The sequence below is a fragment of the Halocola ammonii genome (assembly GCF_049334165.1).
Taxonomy (GTDB): Bacteria; Bacteroidota; Bacteroidia; order Flavobacteriales_D; family Sanyastnellaceae; genus JBEGHD01.
This window is the reverse complement of the sequence record NZ_JBEGHD010000006.1, coordinates 82,202-104,325: the sequence shown is the minus strand read 5'-3', so window position 1 is coordinate 104,325 and position 22,124 is coordinate 82,202. Positions and strand designations below refer to the sequence as shown.

At 45.6% G+C, this 22,124-nt stretch carries 19 protein-coding genes and 1 tRNA gene; 9 read left to right on the top strand and 11 right to left on the bottom strand.

What is annotated here, in order from left to right:
- Positions 1 to 29: 29 nt before the first annotated feature.
- The 3 genes from ABHV44_RS07780 to ABHV44_RS07770 form a co-directional block, all read right to left on the bottom strand.
- Entirely contained in the window at positions 30 to 944 is a 915-nt protein-coding gene (locus tag ABHV44_RS07780; protein WP_459074108.1) for a hypothetical protein, read from the bottom strand.
- Positions 945 to 1,026: 82 nt separating this feature from the next.
- Positions 1,027 to 3,141: a ComEA family DNA-binding protein gene (locus ABHV44_RS07775; RefSeq protein WP_459074107.1), complete on the bottom strand. Its 2,115-nt coding sequence runs from the start codon at positions 3,139 to 3,141 to the stop codon at positions 1,027 to 1,029.
- Positions 3,128 to 3,946 carry a hypothetical protein gene (locus ABHV44_RS07770; RefSeq protein ID WP_459074106.1) on the bottom strand — a complete coding sequence of 273 codons (819 nt, stop codon included), beginning with the start codon at positions 3,944 to 3,946 and terminating at the stop codon, positions 3,128 to 3,130. The genes ABHV44_RS07775 and ABHV44_RS07770 overlap by 14 nt, the downstream gene beginning before the upstream one ends.
- A gap of 330 nt (positions 3,947 to 4,276) precedes the next feature.
- Between ABHV44_RS07770 and ABHV44_RS07765 the strand changes: the two genes are divergently transcribed.
- The 5 genes from ABHV44_RS07765 (at position 4,277) to ABHV44_RS07745 (ending at position 10,692) form a co-directional block, all read left to right on the top strand.
- Positions 4,277 to 5,236, top strand: coding sequence for a T9SS type A sorting domain-containing protein (locus ABHV44_RS07765; protein ID WP_459074105.1), 960 nt, complete (start codon positions 4,277 to 4,279; stop codon positions 5,234 to 5,236).
- A 7-nt stretch (positions 5,237 to 5,243) separates the two neighbouring features.
- Complete coding sequence (locus ABHV44_RS07760; protein ID WP_459074104.1) at positions 5,244 to 7,340, top strand: tail fiber domain-containing protein; 2,097 nt, start codon at positions 5,244 to 5,246, stop codon at positions 7,338 to 7,340.
- Positions 7,341 to 7,526: 186 nt separating this feature from the next.
- Positions 7,527 to 7,608 (top strand) — tRNA-Leu (locus ABHV44_RS07755).
- A 104-nt stretch (positions 7,609 to 7,712) separates the two neighbouring features.
- Positions 7,713 to 9,065 carry a trigger factor gene (gene tig / locus ABHV44_RS07750; RefSeq protein WP_459074103.1) on the top strand — a complete coding sequence of 451 codons (1,353 nt, stop codon included), beginning with the start codon at positions 7,713 to 7,715 and terminating at the stop codon, positions 9,063 to 9,065.
- A gap of 358 nt (positions 9,066 to 9,423) precedes the next feature.
- Entirely contained in the window at positions 9,424 to 10,692 is a 1,269-nt protein-coding gene (locus ABHV44_RS07745; RefSeq protein WP_459074102.1) for a proline dehydrogenase family protein, read from the top strand.
- Positions 10,693 to 10,701: 9 nt separating this feature from the next.
- On the opposite strand, the gene ABHV44_RS07740 is transcribed toward ABHV44_RS07745, so the two are convergent.
- Positions 10,702 to 11,094 carry a hypothetical protein gene (locus ABHV44_RS07740; RefSeq protein WP_459074101.1) on the bottom strand — a complete coding sequence of 131 codons (393 nt, stop codon included), beginning with the start codon at positions 11,092 to 11,094 and terminating at the stop codon, positions 10,702 to 10,704.
- A gap of 131 nt (positions 11,095 to 11,225) precedes the next feature.
- On the opposite strand from ABHV44_RS07740, the gene ABHV44_RS07735 reads away from it, so the two are divergent.
- Genes ABHV44_RS07735 through ABHV44_RS07725 form a run of 3 tightly spaced genes read left to right on the top strand, consistent with a single transcriptional unit; the run spans position 11,226 to position 13,520 of the window.
- Positions 11,226 to 11,852, top strand: coding sequence for an ABC transporter ATP-binding protein (locus ABHV44_RS07735; protein ID WP_459074100.1), 627 nt, complete (start codon positions 11,226 to 11,228; stop codon positions 11,850 to 11,852).
- Positions 11,849 to 13,045 (top strand): ABC transporter permease, encoded by a 1,197-nt coding sequence (locus ABHV44_RS07730; RefSeq protein ID WP_459074099.1) that lies wholly within the window; start codon positions 11,849 to 11,851, stop codon positions 13,043 to 13,045. The genes ABHV44_RS07735 and ABHV44_RS07730 overlap by 4 nt, the downstream gene beginning before the upstream one ends.
- A complete protein-coding gene (locus tag ABHV44_RS07725) occupies positions 13,038 to 13,520 on the top strand; it encodes a DUF3299 domain-containing protein (protein WP_459074098.1) in 483 nt (160 codons plus the stop codon). Before ABHV44_RS07730 ends, ABHV44_RS07725 begins: the two co-directional genes overlap by 8 nt.
- On the opposite strand, the gene ABHV44_RS07720 is transcribed toward ABHV44_RS07725, so the two are convergent.
- The gene (locus tag ABHV44_RS07720; protein ID WP_459074097.1) at positions 13,517 to 14,593 is read right to left on the bottom strand and encodes a DUF6588 family protein; all 1,077 of its coding nucleotides are present in this window, start codon (positions 14,591 to 14,593) and stop codon (positions 13,517 to 13,519) included. The genes ABHV44_RS07725 and ABHV44_RS07720 overlap by 4 nt on opposite strands.
- Positions 14,594 to 14,699: 106 nt before the next feature.
- On the bottom strand, positions 14,700 to 15,731 hold the full coding sequence (trhO, locus tag ABHV44_RS07715; RefSeq protein WP_459074096.1) for an oxygen-dependent tRNA uridine(34) hydroxylase TrhO: 1,032 nt from the start codon (positions 15,729 to 15,731) through the stop codon (positions 14,700 to 14,702).
- Between the two features lie 281 nt (positions 15,732 to 16,012).
- Between trhO and ABHV44_RS07710 the strand changes: the two genes are divergently transcribed.
- Positions 16,013 to 16,204 carry a hypothetical protein gene (locus ABHV44_RS07710; RefSeq protein WP_459074095.1) on the top strand — a complete coding sequence of 64 codons (192 nt, stop codon included), beginning with the start codon at positions 16,013 to 16,015 and terminating at the stop codon, positions 16,202 to 16,204.
- Here the strand turns inward: ABHV44_RS07710 and queG are convergent.
- The 5 genes from queG to ABHV44_RS07685 form a co-directional block, all read right to left on the bottom strand.
- On the bottom strand, positions 16,174 to 17,154 hold the full coding sequence (gene queG / locus ABHV44_RS07705) for a tRNA epoxyqueuosine(34) reductase QueG (protein ID WP_459074094.1): 981 nt from the start codon (positions 17,152 to 17,154) through the stop codon (positions 16,174 to 16,176). The two genes, ABHV44_RS07710 and queG, sit on opposite strands and share 31 nt — an antisense overlap.
- A gap of 42 nt (positions 17,155 to 17,196) precedes the next feature.
- Positions 17,197 to 18,216 carry a Holliday junction branch migration DNA helicase RuvB gene (ruvB, locus tag ABHV44_RS07700; RefSeq protein ID WP_459074093.1) on the bottom strand — a complete coding sequence of 340 codons (1,020 nt, stop codon included), beginning with the start codon at positions 18,214 to 18,216 and terminating at the stop codon, positions 17,197 to 17,199.
- A 51-nt stretch (positions 18,217 to 18,267) separates the two neighbouring features.
- Complete coding sequence (locus tag ABHV44_RS07695; protein WP_459074092.1) at positions 18,268 to 18,921, bottom strand: outer membrane beta-barrel protein; 654 nt, start codon at positions 18,919 to 18,921, stop codon at positions 18,268 to 18,270.
- 62 nt (positions 18,922 to 18,983) lie between these two features.
- A complete protein-coding gene (locus tag ABHV44_RS07690) occupies positions 18,984 to 20,750 on the bottom strand; it encodes a cytochrome c oxidase subunit I (protein ID WP_459074091.1) in 1,767 nt (588 codons plus the stop codon).
- 67 nt (positions 20,751 to 20,817) lie between these two features.
- A complete protein-coding gene (locus tag ABHV44_RS07685) occupies positions 20,818 to 22,110 on the bottom strand; it encodes a cytochrome c oxidase subunit II (RefSeq protein ID WP_459074090.1) in 1,293 nt (430 codons plus the stop codon).
- Positions 22,111 to 22,124: the final 14 nt, after the last annotated feature.

Sequence of the window (22,124 nt, the reverse complement as noted above, 5' to 3'; positions counted from 1 at the left end):
CGCATTGGCAAGCATCCCCGTTCGTCAGCTTACTTGTTATTTTTCGAATTTTTCAACACAAACTCTTCTTCGAATCTCCTGGCGATGGCGTTCACCGCAAAATCAAAGTCTTCTTTGGAGATGTTGTTTGGCGGACCCTGAGCGGTGTTGCTGATGTCGATCACGTAGATCCTGCCGCTCTTTTTGTCACGCAGCACATCCAGTTCCCCGTATTCGAGATTCACTTTTTCGCAGAGCTCGTTCATGAGGCGAATTTCTTCTTCGGAGAAAACCTCTGTGCTTGGCTTCACCTCGGCCTTAATGGTGGTTTTAAATCTCCTCCAGTTGTTACGGTACTTGAGATAAACGAAATCCAAAACGCCATTCACCACGACCACGCGGATGTCCATCACCAACTCGTTTTCAACGGAGTTGTCGATCAGCAACTGGTAGATCGCTCCTTCCTCGGTTTCTTTCAATGGCCCTTCTACCACTTGACCATCGTGAGTTGCATTCACATTGCTCTTCTGAACCATCTTTCCCTCGTAGGTGAAAGGATCAACGAAAGTGGAGTATCCAAAAACTTCGGCTGTTACTTTCTCAGTAAAAACCTTGCTGAGGTCGCGGCTGTGGAGGTTTACCACTCTCTTTTCTTTCGCCACTTTCTCGAGCCAGTGGTACTCTTCCCGATAGGTGAGATACTCCCAGTAGATGGCCAAATCGAAGTTGCTCTTTGGGTTGTTGGTTATCTCGTAGTTGAGTGCTTTTCCAACCTTGTAGATCGTGGAACTCCGACTTGGGTAGTGCGGATAAACCAGCAGCGTTTTAGAGGCCGAACCTCTTTTGAGTTTGTTCTTGATTCGCAGTCCGAGGTGATTCATATCCTTGAGAAACATCTCAAAAACAGGCATCTCTCGTCTATATCTATTAAAAATGCCTCTGCGAAATTTGGGAAGGAAATACATGCAATTCGTTTGATAAACTGGTGCAAAGCTAAGGACTTTCAACTTGTCTTTGGATTAGAGATTTCGCACTGCGCTGATGACGTCAAAACCTCACCCTCAGCTGCATCTTCAGCTCGCTCTTTACCTGGCCATCGATTTGATTCAAGCCGGTGCTGATGTTTTCCTGATTGTCGTAAAACCAGCGCGACCAGCGCACCCACAGGTCCACTCCGCGGGCCACATCCCATTTCACCATGGCGTAAACTCTGGAGCCGCGGTAGAAATAGGCGGGGATGGAGAATGCGTAGAGCAAGTCACTTTCGTAGGAGTAGATCCGCGAGTCGAAGCTCTCGGTATCGAAAAGTGCGTATCGGAAACTCACCGACCACGGACTTTCCAACTTCTTGAACTGCACATCCTGAGCGATCAAAAACCCTTGCTCGCGAGGCGTGCCGACCTGGTTGAAAATATTCCACTCCACACGGCTTTTCAATTTGAAAGATTCACTCACTTTGTAGGAAGCGTTGATGCGATAGTTTGTTTGCTCGTAAGCTACTGGGTAGTCGATCATAACATCCGGCTCGGGGACGTTGCGATCTTTTTGAGTGTAGCGTGCGCGGAAATAAATCTCCGTGTTTCGAGCGGGATTCCAGTTGAGCTGCGCCAGCCACTCGTAGCCATCGGCCGGAGCATCCGATCGAAACTGTAGCCACGGAAACCTGAACTGGTCGAAGTAAGCGCTGAAATTCCACTTCTTTCTCAGCTTGGCATCGAGGCCGAAATAAATTCCGCGCTCATTGGCAGGTCGTGAGCTTTCGCTGAAAGCATTGGTGTAGAGCGACTGGTAATCTTTTGTGAAGTGACGGTGAACCACAGTGACCGACAGCCTCGGATCGAGTGCAACGAGCACTCCGTTGATCGTGGCGAAACCTCCGTTTTGACTTCGTGAAAACTCCCCAAAAAAGTTGAAGTTGTTTTTCACCCAGTTGTAGTCGAGGCCGGTCACAAAGTTTTCGTTGTTGTCGAACTGAAACTTGTTGTAAGGCTGAAGCGTCCGTTGCACATCGGCATCGTAGGTCGATCGCATGGCGGTGATTCCGAAGTGAAACTTGCGCTTGTCGAACGACAAATTTCCTCCGATGTGTTCTTCCAAAATCGCGTCTTTATCAGCCACTTCATTTTCTGTTCGGTGAAATCCGGTGGCCTGAAAAGACGAAACTGTAAATCGCGGCTCACCATCCAGCGAATCGATTGCGGTCACGTTCGCATCGATCATTTTTCGGGAGTAAAAAGTCGTCAACTCCCAGTTTTTGTGACCGAGCGTCACTGCTCCTCCTCGCATAAAAAGATTTTCGTCAACCGAAGTGTAAGGTCGAATGCCCACCTGGTTTCGCTTCACGTTTAGCGCAAACGAAGATTTTCCAAAACCGAGTCCTGACCAAACGGTGAGCCCCTGACCAAACTGTGCGTGAAAATCGCCAAGTGCTGCCGCTCGCAGCCAGCCATCGTCAGAGTAAAAAAGGTGGCCCGAGTAAAAGTCGAATCCCTGCTTTTGTGTTCCTTCAAAAAACTCTTCTCCCGGATCTTTTTCTGCCGTGAGTCCCACGCTAAGGTTCTTTCTGAACTTGTAGCGATACCTAAGGTAGTAGCGGTCCTGGTTTCCCAAAAATCGGTTTGGTGGATCATCAAGATCTTCTTCGGGAATATCAGTGTAGCCCTGCTGCTGCTCGAGGATTCTGGTGTAGCGCAAAAACAAATCGTGTTTACCCTCGGTGAGCATTTCTTTAATGGAAAAACCAGCAAGCTCGCCTTCATCGCTAACTGTGATAAACGGACGCAGATTGTTGATCGTTTCGCGGTCGAAACCTTCCACAGCCTGCAACTCAAAAATGGACTCCAGCTTTCCATAGCACTCAATGTGTTCCAGCAAGTAGTTGATCTGGATATCTGTCAGCAAGTAGAGCTGGCGAAGTTCTTCGGCAGTGGCCGCGTTCAGGTTCAGCGGATTGTCGTAGAAAAAATTGAGGTCGTCAAAAAGTGTGGTGTAGTCGAGCTCGGTGTCTTCATCGAGGTTTCCAGCAATGGTTTCGATGCGCTGCTCGATGATGTCTTGCTTTTGGAGATCGGTTTCACTCGCCTCTTCCTGTGCCTGCATTTGCAAAAAGCAAAAACACAACAGCAGAGAACAGCCGATTTTCATCCAATCATTCAGCCGCATAAGTGAGAGAGATTTGCGGAGTAAAACCAAGCACTGCGCGATAAGCAGAGGCGATGTCGAGTTTAAATCCCTTAAAAGCGTAGCCAAACCCAAGACTGGTGGAAGCCGGGGCAGTTCCGACTCCGGCTCTCACAAAAAAGTCATCTACCAACTGATACTCGAGCCCGGCTTTGAAGCGCACATCGTAGTCGAGGTCTTTGGAAAACTCGGCCACGGTGACAATCTTTTCGGAAAAGCGATATTGAATTCCCGCCTTTAGAATCGATGGCGTTCGCTCGTCATTGTAATCGCTGAGCTCTGTGCGGTTCGGATTGTAAACATGAGCGGCCAGCATCAGCTCGTCATTCATTTGGTATTGAAACCCGGCCTGCACAGTAAACCCACCTTGCGAACCGTAGTTTTCTCCGAGGCGGAGATTGAGGTAATCGATTTGCACTCCGGCATAAAAATCCTCACCTAGTTTTCTGGCGTAGGCCAATCCGTATTTGCTCTGATTGTAGAGCGAGTATCCGTAAGAATTGTAGGAAAGTCCGAAGGTTCCGCCACCGACAGGCACTGCCAGCGCAGCTCCGCGGACTGACAGTTCTTTGAGCGTAAAACGACTTTCGTAAAAAGCTCCGGCCGAGATGGTTTCCACACCGGCAAGACCCGCCTGGTTGTTAAACACAGACCACACATCCTGAAAAGTAAGCGAAGCATTGGAGACCCCTGCAGCCCTGGCACTCCCCGGCAGGTTGGTGTCCTGAGCAAAAGAAAGTGCAGCAAAGCAGCCCACAAAAAGCACAGTTAGTAGAAGTCGTTTCATAGCTAGTAATGAGATTGGGAAATTAGTGATTTTAGGTAAAATGGAGCTGTCAGAAAAGTCAACCTCCCATTCTCAATTTATTCACACCTGCTTAATGTTTACCTAAAGGTGATTGGCGTAATTGTAGAAGTTACAAACCACCTATGCCTCTAATTAACTATTACCTCTCATTCGAGCACTCTCACCCACCATGAGTCAGTAGACTCACCAATACAACCCATGCCCCTTCTGAAAAAGTCTCATGAAGAAATTCTTCAGAACGTACCTCACAGCGAAAACGTGATGGTTCACAAAGAACCAAACCCAAAATAAACTATACTAAAACCAATTATGATTCGCTTTTTATTTTTCCTTTTTATTTTTTTTCCTGTTCTGATTGGAAACACTCAGAACTTAATTCCGAATCCGAGTGGAGAAAATTTTATTGAATGTCCAGAAACATTGAATGCATTAGAAACTTCTTCAACAGGATGGATCAATTTTAGAGGCTCTCCAGATTATTTTAATTCTTGTTCTGAAAGCCCTTATCTGGGAATCAACAATTCACTTGGATACCAACCACCACGAACTGGTGAAGCGTATATGGGGGGGCTTACCTATCATATAGGCTTGCCTCAAGAAAGAGAGTATTTGGGAGTAGAATTAACGGAACCATTGACAATTGGTGAAATTTACCACATCTCCTTTTATATTTCTGTTGCTTTTCGAGAGGAAACTGGTATTTACTTGGCCTCAAACAATCTAGGATGTCTCTTTATGGTGAATAATTACTTAGATTCAGACGAGTTTGGAAACATACCCAATTTTAGCCATTATAATTTTCAAGAGCTAAGTACGGATACCCTGAATTGGATAAATCATTCCTTCACTTTTGTTGCAGATTCGGCCTATCAATATGTTGCTTTCGGAAATTTTTACGATGATGACAATACAACCATTGAATATCTAGCAGTGGGAGAAGGAAATGCTGGCGCCTACGTTTTCTATGACGATTTTTGCATCTCTCAAAGTAAAAATGAGTGTGAGGTCACAAATTACATAAATAAGGAGGAAAGTATTCTTGAAATTTATCCTAATCCCGCTAGTCAATTCGTATCAGTTTATTCCACTAGTCCAATTATTTCTGTGACTCTCATTGACATGCAGGGAATGAAACATGAGGTTGATATACAAAGATTAAATAGTAACGACTATAAAATAATTCCGGATGAATTTGCATCGGGTACGTATATTCTTCATTTGAATACTGAAAAGGAAATTTTTGACAAGCGTATTATGATTACAAAATAGCTTCATCATGAAAAAATTAATTTTTTTGAGCTTTGTGATGCTGTCTCTGAGCGGCATGACCCAGGTAACCTTTAATAATAACGCCCCTGTAGCAGGACGTTACGTTGGTTTTAACAGTTCAGCAAACCTTCCACTCCCCATCCGCAACGATGGAAATGCAGACATCGAAATCTGGCGGAATCTGATTCAAAGAATTCGAATTGGCGAAATAAATACGTACAACGGACTCAATGGTCTTCAGGAAGTACAATGCACCCGAATGAGTCTCGGACTAAATGAAATAGATGACAGTAACGGAGAGGATGACAGTTATAACTTTGCCTGGTCGATGCTGCATCTTTGGAATGATGAATTATCCTCAAGTATGCAAAGAGACTGGTTCAATGTAGGTACTTCCTACACTACCAACAAGGACTTTTTTTATTGTGGTTTAATGGAAAGACCGACATCAACCGGTGACGACAACCAAAGTGACGCTATACTGGCCTGGGGCTCCAATGAAACTACAAATCCTGATTATTTCCGAATTCTGTTTTTAGCACGAACTACTGGTCAAGGTCCTGCTGCAACCGAACAAGGAAGAGAAACATTTAGAATCACTCCTTTGGGAAATGTTGGAATTGGTGATTTCAGCTCCATGTCCACTGGACTAAATGAAGACCCGACCTTCAAACTGGATGTCGATGGTAACGCTCGGTTTAGACAAATTCAGCAAGCCGCGGGGAATGTCCTCATCACCGGAAAGCAAGAGGATGCTATTGGAGATTATAGTTTGAGATACCTCTCATTTTCTGGTAATCAAAATGAATATCTTGCTGGGGATGGCACATGGCAAGATGTTAACTGCGAATGGAATATCAATGGCAACGATCTTTCAATGGGTTATGCTGGCGCCTGCCAGACCGGAAGTATAGGGATTGGCAGCCTTGCTCAAGGCGATTCTAAGGTACACATCGAAGATGAGGTGGTCAATGACTTCCAGAATTACCGAACGCTCAATGTGGAGACCACAGTTACCGCAGATCAGAGTTTTGATATTGGAATAAACTCAGATATTCTTGATCAGGGACAGGGAGAACCTATTGCAGTTAACGGCTTTGCGAGAGGGGGAAAGTCTGCAATTGGAGGCCGATTTGAAGCCCGATCAGCTCAGTTCACTTCTCAAAATCTCATTGGTGTTAATGGAATAGCAATTGATTCTCAATCTGCTGAAGACGAGGATAACGCAGCATTCGGAGTTTATGGATTTGCCAGATCGGATTTAGCCTGTAGACAAACTATAGGTGTATACGGTGAAGCAAGAAACACATCTTCCTCGAATTGCACTGCTGAAGTTCATGCAGGATATTTCGCAGGCGATATCGTTCAGTTTGGAAACTCAATCATGCTTTCAGATGAAAACATCAAGTCAAATATCACAGAAATTCAAAATCCACAAGAGATTTTAATGTCACTTCAGCCAAAAAGCTACTCTTATAATTTGGAAAGCACTATTGGCCAAAACCTACCCCAAGGTACTTTTCACGGATTCATTGCGCAGGAAGTAAATGAAAGCTTTCCTTCAATAGTCTCAGATGTCATGATTCCAGCGAAATATGACGAGTTGGGTAATCTTGTCCAACCCTCTGAAACTCTCAAGGGGGTCAGATACACTGAGGTCATTCCTGTTCTGGTAGCCGGTTATCAGGAACAACAAGCCGTAATCGACCAGCAAGCTTCAACCATTTCTGAAATGCAAAGTCAGATAGATGAACTTTACTCTATGGTGGCTGATTGCTGTGCCGATGCCAGCAATCGCTCGCAAAACACTGGAGAAAATACAGATCAGTACGAGTTGGAAATTGAAAAGCCATCTCTCGATCAAAATGTTCCTAATCCTTTTCAGGAAAAAACCACAATCACCTATCGCTTGCCAGAGCAAACCTCGATTAAGGTTTTAGTTTCTGACAGCAAGGGAAATCTGGTGGAAACTCTTGTAGAAGGCCAAATGCCAGAAGGTGAATACACAATCAGATGGGATGCTACAGGTCTTGAGTCCGGCATCTATTTCTACTCACTTCAGTCAAACGGAATTGAACTGGTGAAAAGAGCAGTGAAACTCTAATCGAACTAAGATTCAAAAAGAATAGGAGGCAGCACCGATAACTGAAGTGCTGCCTCTTTTTTTCCTTCCACAGCCACTCAGGATTTTAATCCGCTGTGGATTGCTGAATTCCAAAAAATAAATATCTTTGCACCCCTTTTTCAGGATTCAGTTCCTGAATGGGCTTGTAAAGACAAGCAAAAAAATGCGGGTGTGGTGAAATTGGTAGACACGCTAGACTTAGGATCTAGTGCCGCGAGGCTTGGGGGTTCGAGTCCCTTCACCCGCACTTTAAAATTTTAATTAGCCGGAACGTACCGGAAACAGCAGAACAAGCCCGGAAAATTCCGGGTTTGTGCATTTAATAAGCAATCATTCAAACCCTACATCCACATGGATATTCAACAGGAAAAAGTGGACGAACTGAATGCAGTTCTCAAAATCAAGTTGGCTCCCGAAGACTACAAGCCACAGGTTGACAAGGCGTTGAAGCAATACAAAAAGCAGATCAACATGCCTGGCTTCCGCCCGGGAATGGTGCCGATGAGTGTTGTTAGAAAACAATACGGAAAGTCAGTGCTTGCCGAAGAGATCAACAAAGTGCTCAGCGAAAGCATCCAAAAGCACATTGAGGAAAAGGAACTCAACATCCTCGGAAATCCACTGCCAAAAGAAACCGATCAGGTGGAAGGCGACTGGGACGATCCGCAGGAGTTTAAGTTTGAATATGACCTCGCCCTCGCTCCGGACTTCGAAATCAAGCTTTCGGCTAAAGACAAATTCACTTACCACAAGATCAAGATCGACAAGAAACTGATCGACCAGCAGGTGAGCGACCTCGCCAAGCGCTACGGCAAAATGTCGGAGCCAAAAGAAAGCGGTGAGAAAGACATGCTCATGGGCCAGTTCGTTGAGCTGGACAAAAAAGACGAGATCAAAGAAGGCGGCATCATGAAAGACGCCACCATTAGCATCGAGTTTGTGGAAGACAAAGCCACCAAGAAAAAACTCACCGGATTGAAAGTGGGTGATGAAGTGGTTGTGGATCCACACAAAGTTTCCAAAGGACACGATGACCTCGCCAAAATGCTCGAAATTTCTCACGAGCAGGTGCACGACATCAACACCAACTTCCGCTTTAAGGTAACTGAGATCAAGCGTCTCGAACCGGCAGAAGTGAACCAGGAGTTGTTTGACAAAATTTACGGTGAAGGCGAAGTGAAGTCGGAAGAAGAATTCCGCAAGAAAGTAGCGGCTGATCTCGAAAAGACTTTCGAAAACGATCAGAAACGTCTGCTTCAGCGCGACATCACCAAAAAGTTGATCGACAAGTTCGACCCGACTTTGCCAGATGAATTCCTCAAAAGATGGATCAAGGTGGCCAACGAAAAGCCACTTACCGATGAGCAGATCGAAGAGGATTACCCAAACTACTCGCGCAGCCTCAAGTGGCAGCTGATCGAAAACAAGATCATCAAAGAGAACGACTTGAAGGTGGAGCCGGAAGAAGCGGTAAACCACGTGAAGAAAATGATGGCGGAGCAGTACGCACAGTACGGCCTGCCAGCTGACGAAGAGCAACTAAACATGGTGGCTCAGCAAGCGCTTTCTAACAAGGAAGAGTCGCAGCGCATTTTCGAAAACCTCTACGAAGAGAAGGTGATCGAAGCAATCAAAGAAAAAGTGAAAGTGGACGAGAAAGAGGTGAGCATGGACAAGTTCATCGAAATGGCCAACGAAGGGTAGTCGTAAAGAGATTTAAGCACTCCTTCATAATCTCTCGACTCCGCTCGAGAAGCTCCAGCCGCACTACAGAGCAAAGTGCACAAGAAGGTTGGCGAGCTAGTAGAGACAAGGCCAGTTTCTCCAGACTTCAAAAAGACAAAAGCCGGATAGATACTGAATCAAGTTCAGCATGACATCCGGCTTTTTTAATGCTCTTTTGCCCGACAAGGAAAACTCCCCAAAGCCACACCCACTGAACAATCGGAGCCGTTTTCAGTTAGTTTTTTCGAATTGACTTAGCTCATTTTTACTACGACTATTTCGAGCTATATTTGTCAGGCCCATTTTTGTGGGGCAGAATTTTTGAGAAGAAGCGTATATGATCACAGAAGCAACAACTCCCGAATTTCCACATAACCCCTCGGTTTTTACCAGCGAAGTCGACTTCGACAACACAGAAGTCGCATTTCAAAGCAAATCCGACCTCAAACTGCGTAAAGCTTACTGGCTTTTTAAGATGGTCGGACGCACTTCTTTGGTGAAACTGGGTAAAGGAATGACCTTCCTCGCCCTGAAGCTTCGCATTCCCATTGCGTGGATCATTCGCCCCACTATTTTTCAGCAATTCTGCGGAGGTGAAAGCATTGAAAGATGTGCCAAAACCACCAAGATTTTGGACGCTTACAACATCGGAACAATTCTCGACTATTCGGTAGAGGGAAAAGAAACCGAAGAAGATTTTGAAAGAACCACAAAGGAGGTCATCAAAACCATTCAGACGGCCGAAGGTAATCCGCACATTCCGTTTTGTGTTTTTAAAGTAACGGGGGTTGCACGTTTCGATTTGCTCCACAAGATCAACGAAGACGAGAAGCTCACCGAAGACGAAAAAGCGGAATTCAAAAAGGTCCACGAACGCATCGAAAGAATTTGCCAGACCGCTCACGAAGCGCGAACTCCGGTTTTTATCGATGCTGAAGAGAGCTGGATTCAGGACACCATCGATAGCATTGCCGAGGAAATGATGGCGAAGTACAACGATGAGAATGCGATCATTTACAACACTATTCAGCTTTATCGCCACGACAAGCTCGACTACCTGACGAGACTACTCGACATGGCCAAGGAGAAGAACTTTCGCCTCGGAGTGAAACTCGTTCGCGGGGCCTACATGGAAAAGGAAAGAAAGCGCGCTGACGACATGGGCTACCCATCACCGATTCAGCCCGATAAAGAATCGTGTGACCGCGACTTCGACTCTGCCATGGTTTTTTGCATGGAACACCTCGATGACATTTCTTTTTGCGCGGGAACCCACAACGAGGAAAGCTGCATGTATCTCGTGCAAATGATGAAGCAGTTCAACATCGAAGGTCCAGATCCACGAGTGTTTTTCGCACAACTTTTTGGAATGAGCGACCACATCAGTTTTAACCTTTCGAATGCCGGCTACAACGTGGCCAAATATGTGCCTTACGGTCCGATTCGCGAGGTGATTCCTTACCTCATTCGAAGAGCCGAAGAGAACACTTCTGTGAAGGGACAAACAGGACGCGAGCTCGGCTTGATTATGAAAGAGCTCAATCGCAGAAGATCTATGGCCGGAAATCGCGTGAATAAAGTTCGTTCGAAACCTCAGAGCGCCTAAGCGAAAAGTTTAGCAATCGCAATCTACTTCTCTTTCCAACCACTCTACTTTGGTGACGGTAGATGTGCTGTCTCCAGCGGCAAAAGTCATTCGGTAATTCTCAGATTCGCTCCGGGAAGCATCCACGATGTAGATCAACGGATTTTGGTGAACCTCGCTTAAATCAAACTGCACACTACCCGTTTCGAGCAGGTGGTAGAGATCGTCTTCAGTGATTTCGCGGCAATCCATCAGGCACTTGGCGCGCTCGGTAATTTGAAGTTCGGTTTCGTTGAGTCGCTTTAGTACTCGCGCATTTGGCGCCCAGCCAAACCAGTCGCGACCACCAAAAAGGATGATGCACAGCAAGGTGCCAATTCCCAATCCGATAAAAAATTTGTTGAAGCGTTGTCTGAAATTCATGCCACTGGTTTTTGCGACTTCAAAAGTACCAAAATGAGCTGCTAAATTTCTCTAAACGCTACTCAATTCGGAGCAGAAAAACTGGTAAAATCCATCACTTCGAATAACTTTGAACCTAAACACAACGATAGATGCTGAGCTGCAAGAACCTCACTTTTTCTTACGACAAGGACAACGCGCTGCAGTTTCCTGATTTCGAATGCGCCACAGGAGAGCACGTGCTTCTACTGGGAGCTTCGGGAACTGGGAAAACCACGCTGCTACATCTGCTTGCCGGCTTGCTAAAGCCCACAGGAGGAAAAATTGAAATTGCAGGAACCGACCTCACCGGGCTTTCACAAAAAAGGCTCGACAAGTTTCGTGGAGAAAAAGTGGGAATCGTTTACCAAACTGCTCACTTCGTTAAATCGCTCAGTGTGATCGACAATCTGATGATGCCTCAGTTTTTGACAGGCAAACCGACTCAACCACAGAAAGCAAAAGAATTGCTCGAGCGGCTCGGCATCGGCCACAAGGCCCACAGCAAGCCATCAGACCTAAGTGTTGGTGAGCAACAGAGAGCTGCCATTGCTCGCGCCCTTATCAACAACCCGGAAGTGATTTTGGCCGATGAGCCTACCTCCGCCCTTGACGATAAAAATGCTCTTGAAGTGTTGCACTTACTCGAAGATCAGGCTCAGGCCGCCAACGCCACGCTCGTGATTGTTACCCACGACAACAGACTCAAAAGTCACTTTGAAAAGCGCATCGAACTATGAATCTGATTAAAGTCAGCTGGAAAAACATTCAGTACAAACCTCTGAGTACAGGACTGAGCTTGCTGCTCCTGGCTTTTGGGGTGGGCATTATCAGTCTGCTGCTTCTTGTGGAAGTTCAGCTCAAAAACCAGTTCGACCGCAACATCAAAAATATCGACATGGTGCTTGGGGCAAAAGGCAGCCCGCTGCAACTTATTCTTTCAAGTGTTTATCAGGTAGATGCGCCAACGGGAAACATCAACTATCAAGAAGCGCAGCGAATAGCAAAAAACCCTTTTGTAGAAAAGGCCATTCCTCTGGCCTATGGCGACAATTTTAAATCCTACCGAATCGTAGGAACTACTCACGACTACGTAGATCACTACAGCGCTAAAGTGAAATCGGGAAAGCTCTGGTCGAAGGAATTCGAAGCTACAATCGGGAGCAAGGTTGCCCAAAACGAAGGACTCGAAGTAGGTGACACTTTTTACAGCGCCCACGGCCTGGAAGACACGACAGACATCCACAAGGACAAGGCATTTACCGTAGTGGGAATTTTCGAATCGTCAGGGACTGTGGTCGACCAGCTTGTGCTCACAGGAGTTCAATCCATTTGGGGAGTTCACGAAAGTCACGGGCATGACCATGATCACGCTCACGAGCACGAAGAGGACAGAGAAATCACGGCCATGTTTTTGAAAGTTCGCAACAAGATGGCACTCTTCAGCATTCCCAAACAGCTCGAAGATTCAAAGATTCAGTCGGTGTTGCCCTCTGTAGAAATCAATCGCCTAAACGAAGGATTTGGCATTGGCATGGGAACACTTCGGGTGATTGCAATCGCCATCATGATCCTATCTTTTGTTAGTGTTTTCATTTCGCTCTACAACTCACTCCGCGAGCGAAAATACGAGCTGGCACTGATGAGAAGTATGGGCGGAACCAGAGGCACGCTCTTCAGGCTGATCTTGCAGGAAGGACTGCTGCTGGCCATTCTCGGCTTTGTGATTGGAATTGTGCTTAGCCGCATCGGCCTTTTGATTTTGTCTCACTACATGTCCGAAAATTTCCATTATTCCCTGGATCAGATCGGAATGGTTAGCGGAGAATTTTGGATGTTGCTGATCACTATCTTTGTGGGAATTTTGGCTTCATTGTTGCCAGCTTACCGGGCAATGAAAATCGATATTGCAAAAACGCTTTCCAATGAATAAACACAGTTTTTATCTTCTTTTCGCAGGACTTTTGTTTTTTATGGGAGCACCCAAAATGGAGTACGATGAATTCAGTGACTTCTCATCTGAAGCTCCAGTCGAACTCACCTGGGATATGCTCACAGACGTAGAGTTTAAGGATGTATACGTGGAAGAAATTGACGCTTACTACTGGAAGCCAACCTTCGGGGAATCTGTCAAAAACCTGGAGGGTAAAGAAGTTTACATCACTGGCTACATCATCCCTGTGGACTACGATGAAAACTTTTACGTGCTCTCACGCTACCCTTACGCCAACTGCTTTTTCTGTGGTGGTGCGGGGCCAGAATCGGTCGTTGATCTTCGTTTCAAAAAAGAAGATGGAAAAACTTACAAGACGGATGAGCGCGCCACATTCAAAGGCACACTGCGATTAAACGCAGACGACATTTACGAGATGAACTACATCCTCGAAAACGCGGTGGAGTACAACTAGTCTTTTGGTTCATCCTCTCCATTTCCAATTTTGAATGCCAACATGGCCGAGAGCGAATTGTATTCGGCCATTGAGTATGTGGTTGACAATTCTACCACATGCCCCAATTTAAAACTAGCACCCACTGCGAAACGTGGCCGACTGTTGGTGGCTTCAACAGAAATGGGATCTGTGGTACTAAAAGCTTCCTGAACTGTAGGTGGTGCCGGCTTGGGAACAGCCTGATATTCCACTTCAAACGAATACGTACCGAGCATGTCGAACCTAGTTGAAGTGTTGTAGTATCCAACCAAACCGTAAATTGAAAGTAACTTGAAATCGTATGAGGCGACAGCCTCAAGATTCAGTGAGTGGTCAGTCATTCGAATTTCTTGATTCTCGCCTTCTAGTAAATCTTCCGGTTCGTGCCTAAAGGTAGAGTAGCTGTAGTAAGCTCCAATAATCGTGTGAAACTTTCTGTCCTCATCAGCAAAATACTGCGTGATGTCGTGTCGAAAACCTCCTCCAATTAAGAAGTGATTTACATCCAATACTTTGATTGGCGGAATTATTCGCAATTGCAACTCACTGGCTTGTGGCAAACCCATTCCAATTTGAAGAGCCGCTCCAGGCACTCCATTGTTGGGAGTCGTAATTCCCGAGAGAGCCGCGATCTCCTCTTCGTAGGTAACTGTTCCTCCCACGCCTCCCTGAACCCGGTAGATCAATTCCTGCTCTGTAGCCCCACCAAGCACTGTCGGCAACTCAGGATTTGAAGGATCCTTCAACCTGAGATTATCCGTAAAACCTACCTCGTTGAAGTTGAACTTTGTGTTTGGCGACCTCAAAAAAGTGGCCGTAGCCTGTACACCGATGCTAAAGGCAAACGGTTCGAGAATTTCGCCAGACGGCTGCCATCCTGAAACCTGGTTAGATCCGTAAGCGTCCAACACAGGACCGATGTACTCATTAGAGTACAACTGAAGGTTGTAAACGAAATCTTCTGTAGCCGCTTCAGAGTCGAAATCGATCAGCTGCGCCTGAGTATTGAAAACAGTAAAAAAGAGTGCAGGTAAAAGTAGAAGTCGTGACATCGATTTTGTTTTAAGCATTAGATCGGGTAAAAGTAAAACCCTAAAATGTCAAAACAATACGAAAGAAGAGCCTATTTGGATTTCATTTAATCTTGACTCCTTTAAATCACTCCTTAAACTTCAGCTTCTCCGACCTTCCCTTTCGGAAAATGCGGTTGCTGTTGCTCAGTCCTTTTCTCAACTCTCGTTGCTTTTCTTCCGGCAGGTGAATGATATCCTGGCAGTCGGATGAGCAGCATCCCTCGTACTTCTCTTTGCACTCATCGCATTGGATGAAAAGCAGATGGCAGGCATCGTTTACACAGTTGGTGTGCGTGTCGGCCGGTTTTCCACACTGGTGACATTTGGCAATCACTTCGTCAGAAATCCGCTCCCCTCTCCGATCGTCAAACACAAAGTTTTTACCGCGAAACTTATTTTTGATTCCCTCGAGCTTTGCTTTTCGAGTGTATTCGATAATTCCCCCATCGAGTTGATGAACATTTTCGAAACCTTCGTGCTTCAACCAGGCGCTGGCTTTCTCACAGCGAATTCCTCCGGTGCAGTACATCACGATGTTCTTGTCTTTCTTGTCCTGGAGCATTTCTTTCACCTTGGGCAGCTCCTCGCGGAAAGTGTCTACATCGGGTAATATTGCTCCTTCGAAATGCCCCACTTCGTGCTCGTAGTGGTTTCGCATGTCGATCAGGATCGTATCCTCGTGATCAGTCAATTCGTTGAACTCTTTTGCGCTCAGATGTTTTCCTCGATTTGTTACATCAAACGTTTCATCGTTGAGACCATCTGCAACTATTTTATCGCGGATTTTGATCTTCAATTTAAAGAACGATTTTCCATTGTCATCAACCGCGATGTTGAGTCTCACTCCATCCAGAAAAGAAATGGAATAAAGGTGTTCCTTAAAAGCGTCAAAGTTTCTGGTAGGTACAGAAATTTGAGCGTTGATTCCCTCACTCGCCACGTAGGTGCGGCCAAGCACACCGAGCTCATCCCAGTGGAGGAATAAATAATCGCGAAAAAGTTGGACATTTTTGATGTGAGCGTACTGGTAAAAAGAAAGCGTGGTGCGCTCCTCTTTACTGTTGGCGATCATCTCTTTAAGTACGCTCCTGTCGGTTTGGTTAAATAGCTTCTTCATTTACAATTGCAAGTTATAAACGGAAACCCTGCTTACCTTTCAGGATCCTGATTTGTTAAATAAAAGTGCAAAGATAACTATTTCAATTCGTTGAAATTTTCACAACGAATTTTAACAATTCATCGACAATTCCAACCCGTTCGCGGACGTTGATTAGCTGTTCGTTTGACGAACCAATTTTACACCCCTGACGGTGTTGAAAAAATGGGAGCTGGAATCACGTGAGTGACTCGATTTTTTGACTATTTTCAGGGGGCCTTAAAAACAAAATACACTGGAAAATGCTTGAATTCTGCAAGAAAGTTTTGACAAAGGTGAGTTTCGATCGCCTGCTTTTCAAAAAGGAGCTGAAGAAATCGATCAAGTGGTTAAAGAAAGATGAGCTAATCCAACTTCAAAAGTGGTGTGAAAACCGATTCGGTCACCTCTACCGTGACATTATTCAGGAATCATTTCCTCCGGCATTGGCCTGACCTTCATCTGGAAGCTCTTTAATGAATTCGAGGTTTCTCAGGAGACCTTCAAACTTTGTTCGTTTCACAGCCGATTTTCTAAATATTTCATTAAAAACATCGCGAGTAATCTCGTACCACTCTTCGCGTTTCATCTCGAGCAATTTCGGGTGAGGTTCGAAATGAGGTTCTTTGTGTGGTTTCGAAAACCTGTTCCAGGGACACACGTCCTGGCAGATGTCGCAGCCAAATGCCCAGTTTTCAAAGTTCCCTTTTTCCTTAATCGGAATTTCATCTCGCAGCTCAATGGTGTAGTAAGAGATGCATTTGCTCCCATCAACCACGTAGGGCTCGGTGATGGCATCTGTGGGACAGGCATCAATGCAACGGGTACAAGTTCCACAGTAATCTTTGATCGGACCATCGGGCACCAATTCCAAATCCAGAATCAACTCCGCCACGAAGAAAAACGATCCGCTCTGCTTGTTGATCAGATTGGTGTTTTTGCCCATCCAGCCAATTCCGCTTTTCTCAGCCCAGGCCTTGTCGAGCACAGGAGCTGAATCTACGAACACACGCCCTTCGATGTCGCCTACCTCTTCCTGTAGCCGATCAACCAAGGACTTCATTTTTTCTTTAATCACAAAGTGATAATCCTTGCCGTAGGCATACTTCGAAATTTTCGGTGCGCTGGGATCTTTCTGTGTTTCGGAGGGAAAATAATTGAGCAGCAGAGAGACCACAGATTTTGCTCCCGGCACGAGCTTTCTCGGGTCGAGGCGCTTATCGAAGTGATTTTCCATGTAGCGCATCTGCCCGTGCATTTCTTTCTTCAGGTAATTCTCTAGCCGTGGAGCCTGATCTTCCAGGAAATCGGCTTCGGAAATTCCACAGTAGTCAAAACCCATCTCCTTCGCCAATCGCTTTACGAGTGCCGTTCGCTCTTCTTTGATGTGTAAAGTGCGTGACATAAATTGGCGTTTTATTGACCGGGAGTTGCCAGTCTAAAGTCGCTAGAGCAATCGGCCCTGCGATGGATTTTTGTAAAGTCCTAGGTGCTTGTAGGCTCTTTCCGTCACCTGCCTTCCGCGAGGCGTGCGAATAATGAATCCTTCCTGAATTAAAAATGGCTCGTAGACCTCTTCGAGCGTTCCCTTGTCTTCTCCAACAGCAGTTGCAATTGTGGTGAGACCAACCGGTCCACCTGAAAACTTGTCGATGATGGCTGAGAGGATTTTGTTGTCCATTTCATCGAGCCCAAACTCATCGACATTCAAGGCCTCAAGTGAGGAATGAGTGATTTTCAAGTCGATCAGTCCATCTCCTTTTATCTGCGCAAAATCTCGAACTCTACGCAGCAGTGCGTTAGCAATTCTGGGCGTTCCCCGGCTTCTGCGTGCAATCTCATAAGCCGCGTCCTCTTTGATTGGAATATCCAAAATATGAGCGCTCCTTTCGACAATGTCGGTGAGTGTTTGAGCATCGTAATAGGAAAGTCGGCTATTGATCCCAAATCGAGCGCGCAACGGAGCTGTGAGCAATCCCGAACGTGTTGTGGCCCCCACTAGTGTAAATGGATTGAGTTCGATCTGCACAGTGCGCGCATTTGGGCCGGTATCAATCACGAGGTCGATGGCGTAGTCTTCCATCGCTGAGTAGAGGTATTCCTCCACTACTGACGAAAGTCGGTGAATTTCATCGATAAAAAGCACATCGTTTTCTTCGAGGTTGGTAAGGAGTCCAGCAAGATCACCCGGTTTGTCGAGCACTGGCCCAGAAGTGGTTTTTATCCCCACTCCCATTTCATTGGCAATGATATTGGCAAGAGTGGTTTTCCCAAGTCCCGGAGGGCCGTGAAGCAAAACGTGATCGAGCGACTCCGATCGCTTCTGCGCAGCTCTTACAAATACCAACAGGTTATCGAGAACTTTTCTCTGACCGGTAAAATCGTCAAACGTCTTTGGCCTGAGAACCCTCTCCAGCTCCTTGTCTGAAGACTGTTCGGCTTCTTCTTGAAAATTGAAATCGCTCATGCTTTTCTAATGGTTAAAACAAAGGTAAGGATTGACAACATCAATTTGCAATCAGAGTTCGTCACGAATGAGGTCCTTGTAGATCTCGGAAAAAAGCACTCTAACTTTTAGCAAATAAACCGGTGAAGTGAACTGGTAGTTGGTCGGCTCGTTGTTTACGATCATCAATCTGTAGCCCACACCTACTCCAAGTCCCAAATATTTTAATAGTCGATACTCTACTGCCATTGCCGGTTCGTAAGAAACCATCAAACCGGATTTTGTTCTTTGCTTTTCTTCGTTCTGATCCTTGTAAGTCAAATTGCTCCATCCTATCCCAAACTGAACGGGGATTGTTACATACCACTTGTTCTTTCTGTAAAACGTGTAGTCGAGGTAAGGTGAGAAATAAAAATAATGTAGGTCAGCTTCTCTTTCGAATGTTCTTTCTTCGGCTTCGAACTCATAAATAGTTTCAAAATCGGAGGCCAACCAATTAAACCCAAGACCATAGCCAATCACATTCTCGTAAGTGACTCCTGCTTTTACTCCGCGAATTCTGGCGCTTCTGCCTGTAATAAAAGAATTGCGAGTATCCAGCCGGGCTGTGAAAGAAGGCTCTCCTGAAAATGCAGCTTTGAGACTGTCACTTAGACTTGCCGGCTGGGCCGAAATGACACCAGAGAACAAGAGAGACCAAAACATAAAAATCACCAACTGCCGCATAAAAGAAATGTCCGTATTTAATTAATACGGACATTCCAAAGCTACAGTATATTTTCAATTTTTTAATGGCCCTCTTCGCCAGCTTTGAGCGGCACCGTTTGAGGGACAAAATCCGTATCGTAATCTGGATTACTGTAATCGTAAGGCCAACGGTGAACTACCGGCAGCTCGCCTGGCCAGTTACCATGTACGTGTTTCACTGGAGTTGTCCACTCGAGGGTGTTAGACTGCCATGGATTTTCTGGGGCACGTTGCCCGCGGAAAATGCTGTAGAACAAGTTGAAAAGGAACAATGCCTGAGCAACAGCTCCAATGATGGCGAATACACTAATCACTGTGTTGAGTTCCACAACCCAATCGAGGAACGGGAACTCTGAGTAGCTGTAATATCTACGTGGCGAACCAGCAAGACCGGTGAAGTGCATTGGGAAGAACACACCATAACCGCTTACAATTGTCAGCCAGAAGTGGGCGTAACCCAATTTGGTGTTCATCATCCTTCCAAACATTTTCGGGAACCAGTGATAAATACCACCGAGCATCCCAAAGATGGCCGACATTCCCATCACAATGTGGAAGTGACCAACCACAAAGTAAGTATCGTGAACTTGAATATCGAGTGCCGAGTCGGCAAGGATAATTCCTGTGAGACCACCAGTAACAAATGTCGATACCAAACCGATGCTGAATAGCATGGCAGGTGTGAATTTGATATTTCCTTTCCAGAGTGTTGTGATGTAGTTAAACGCTTTTACTGCAGATGGAATCGCAATCAAAAGAGTTGTGAATACAAACACAGACCCGAGGAATGGACTCATACCACTGATAAACATGTGGTGACCCCAAACAATAAACGAAAGGAATCCGATGGCGAGAATCGAGCCGATCATGGCGCGATAACCGAAGATTGGTTTTCTCGAATTGGTGGAAATAACTTCAGAGCTGATACCAAGAGCAGGAAGAAGTACAATATACACTTCAGGGTGTCCCAGGAACCAGAATAAGTGCTCATACAAAATTGGAGACCCACCAGTAACGTCAAGAGCTTCACCTCCGATGTAAATATCTGAGAGGTAGAAGGCCGTTCCCATACCGCGGTCCATCAAAAGAAGAACCACTGCAGAAACAAGAACCGGGAACGAAAGCACACCCAAAATGGCTGTTACCAAAAACGCCCAAATTGTAAGAGGAAGGCGGGTCATCTTCATCCCTTTCGTACGAAGGTTTACCACTGTAACGATATAGTTCAAACTTCCCAAAAGTGAAGATGCAATAAAGAGCACCATTGAGATCAACCAAAGAGTCATTCCCATTCCAGAACCAGGCATTGCCTGTGGAAGAGCACTCAACGGAGGATAGATCGTCCAACCACCTGACGCTGCACCGGTTTCGATGAACAACGATGATATCATGATCACACTGGATACAAAGAATAGCCAGTAAGAAAGCATGTTAAGGAATCCAGAAGCCATATCTCTCGCACCGATCTGAAGCGGGATGAGAAGGTTACTGAATGTTCCTGAAAGTCCTCCTGTTAAAACGAAGAAAACCATGATGGTACCGTGAATGGTAACCAGAGCCAGATAGGCGTTTCTATCCAAAACACCTTCGGGTGCCCATCGGTCTCCGAGGAATGTGTTGAGGATGGCAAAAGATTCACCGTCCCAACCAAGCTGGAGCCTGAAGAACACCGATAGCATCAGTGCCACGATCCCCATAACAACGGCAGTCAACATAAACTGCTTTGAGATCATCTTGTGGTCTTGAGAAAAGATGTATTTCGATACAAAACTTTCCTTGTGATGATGTGCATGTGCGTTTGCAGCCATAATTCTCTAGATCTATTTTCTTTCTAAATACTTTTAATCAGTCTTTGTTGCAATCTGCTGACTGAAATTATTCTTCCGGGTTTTGGGATTCTTCAGAAGCTGCCATTTCCGCACCTTCCATATTTTCAGATTCCTCACCCTCGTTCATCTCAGGATCTTCTGATTCTTCGTTTTGTTCTTCATTGCTGGCCTCTTGTTCTCCCATGGAGGCGCCAAAAGTTTCTTGTTCTGCCAACCAGGCCTGGTAGTCCTCTTCACTTTCAACTACAAGTTTGATTTGCATATTGAAGTGAGCCGAACCACAAATCTTGTTGCAGAGAAGCACATAGTCAAAATCGGGGTTTTCCGTGATCTGACGCATGCTGTCAGTAGTAATTGTCGGAGTCACTTTGAATCGTGTTGGCACGCCAGGAACAGCGTTCATTTGAGCTCTCAGATGAGGGAGGTAAGCCGAGTGAATCACATCACGGCTTCTAAAGATCATCTCTACCTCACGGCCAACTGGCAGGTGGAATTCACCTTTCATGATTTTGTCATCCATCCCAGCTTCCCAGGCATTGATTCCATCGATTTCATATGACTCGAGATCGTAAACTCGCTGTTTGTGGCGAGTAAGTCTGTACTTTCGGTCTTCGAGAGCTTCAACCTGATCTTCCGGAAGCAACAACATTTCTTCACTTTGCAATCTCTCTTCCAGAGTCTTGATCTCTTTGTCAAGTTCTGCAATCTTTTCGTTGATGGTTTTGTCGGTGATCAAACCGAGCGGATTCATCGTGCTGATCACATTGAAGTTGGCAGCTCCGAAAGCCCCATTCTCTCCAGGATAGCGGGCAGTCCAGTCGAATTGCTTCGCATAGATCTCCACTTGTAGTGTTCCTTCAGAAGCCTTTCCTGTAATGTCGCTCCATGTTCTCAATCCGTAGATGATCAAGAAGGCAAGAACGATAGAAGGGATTACTGTCCATACCAATTCCAGACGGTTATCGTGTGGGAAGAATTTCGCCTTGCGATCCTTTCTGAAGTAGTACTTAAATGAGAAGTAGAACAGCAGCGTGTTCACAATGAAAAACACAGCAATGATGATCCACAAGTTGATCGTCATCAATTGATCCATTGCAGCACCGTGTTCAGATGCGGCAGGTGGAAGATAGTTGCCATACTCGACCATCAGGTAAATTACACCCGCATAAAAAGCGAGCATAAATACAATCATCAACACGGCATTCAACTTGTTGTCAGCGTGGGAGATCTCCTCTTCGCGCTTATTTCGCATTTTCGCGGAGAGCTCATACACTTTTGCCAGCTGGGCAATTGCGATTATTCCCAAAATGACAACCAATACGATGAGAAGCTTCAACATGGCTTTTTATCTAT

Excerpts from the sequence above, each read along its gene's own strand:
- ABHV44_RS07780 (WP_459074108.1), bottom strand. The coding sequence starts at position 944 with ATGTATTTCCTTCCCAAATTTCGCAGAGGCATTTTTAATAGATATAGA.
- ABHV44_RS07775 (WP_459074107.1), bottom strand. The coding sequence starts at position 3,141 with ATGCGGCTGAATGATTGGATGAAAATCGGCTGTTCTCTGCTGTTGTGT.
- ABHV44_RS07770 (WP_459074106.1), bottom strand. The coding sequence starts at position 3,946 with ATGAAACGACTTCTACTAACTGTGCTTTTTGTGGGCTGCTTTGCTGCA.
- ABHV44_RS07765 (WP_459074105.1), top strand. The coding sequence starts at position 4,277 with ATGATTCGCTTTTTATTTTTCCTTTTTATTTTTTTTCCTGTTCTGATT.
- ABHV44_RS07760 (WP_459074104.1), top strand. The coding sequence starts at position 5,244 with ATGAAAAAATTAATTTTTTTGAGCTTTGTGATGCTGTCTCTGAGCGGC.
- tig (WP_459074103.1), top strand. The coding sequence starts at position 7,713 with ATGGATATTCAACAGGAAAAAGTGGACGAACTGAATGCAGTTCTCAAA.
- ABHV44_RS07745 (WP_459074102.1), top strand. The coding sequence starts at position 9,424 with ATGATCACAGAAGCAACAACTCCCGAATTTCCACATAACCCCTCGGTT.
- ABHV44_RS07740 (WP_459074101.1), bottom strand. The coding sequence starts at position 11,094 with ATGAATTTCAGACAACGCTTCAACAAATTTTTTATCGGATTGGGAATT.
- ABHV44_RS07735 (WP_459074100.1), top strand. The coding sequence starts at position 11,226 with ATGCTGAGCTGCAAGAACCTCACTTTTTCTTACGACAAGGACAACGCG.
- ABHV44_RS07730 (WP_459074099.1), top strand. The coding sequence starts at position 11,849 with ATGAATCTGATTAAAGTCAGCTGGAAAAACATTCAGTACAAACCTCTG.
- ABHV44_RS07725 (WP_459074098.1), top strand. The coding sequence starts at position 13,038 with ATGAATAAACACAGTTTTTATCTTCTTTTCGCAGGACTTTTGTTTTTT.
- ABHV44_RS07720 (WP_459074097.1), bottom strand. The coding sequence starts at position 14,593 with ATGTCACGACTTCTACTTTTACCTGCACTCTTTTTTACTGTTTTCAAT.
- trhO (WP_459074096.1), bottom strand. The coding sequence starts at position 15,731 with ATGAAGAAGCTATTTAACCAAACCGACAGGAGCGTACTTAAAGAGATG.
- ABHV44_RS07710 (WP_459074095.1), top strand. The coding sequence starts at position 16,013 with ATGCTTGAATTCTGCAAGAAAGTTTTGACAAAGGTGAGTTTCGATCGC.
- queG (WP_459074094.1), bottom strand. The coding sequence starts at position 17,154 with ATGTCACGCACTTTACACATCAAAGAAGAGCGAACGGCACTCGTAAAG.
- ruvB (WP_459074093.1), bottom strand. The coding sequence starts at position 18,216 with ATGAGCGATTTCAATTTTCAAGAAGAAGCCGAACAGTCTTCAGACAAG.
- ABHV44_RS07695 (WP_459074092.1), bottom strand. The coding sequence starts at position 18,921 with ATGCGGCAGTTGGTGATTTTTATGTTTTGGTCTCTCTTGTTCTCTGGT.
- ABHV44_RS07690 (WP_459074091.1), bottom strand. The coding sequence starts at position 20,750 with ATGGCTGCAAACGCACATGCACATCATCACAAGGAAAGTTTTGTATCG.
- ABHV44_RS07685 (WP_459074090.1), bottom strand. The coding sequence starts at position 22,110 with ATGTTGAAGCTTCTCATCGTATTGGTTGTCATTTTGGGAATAATCGCA.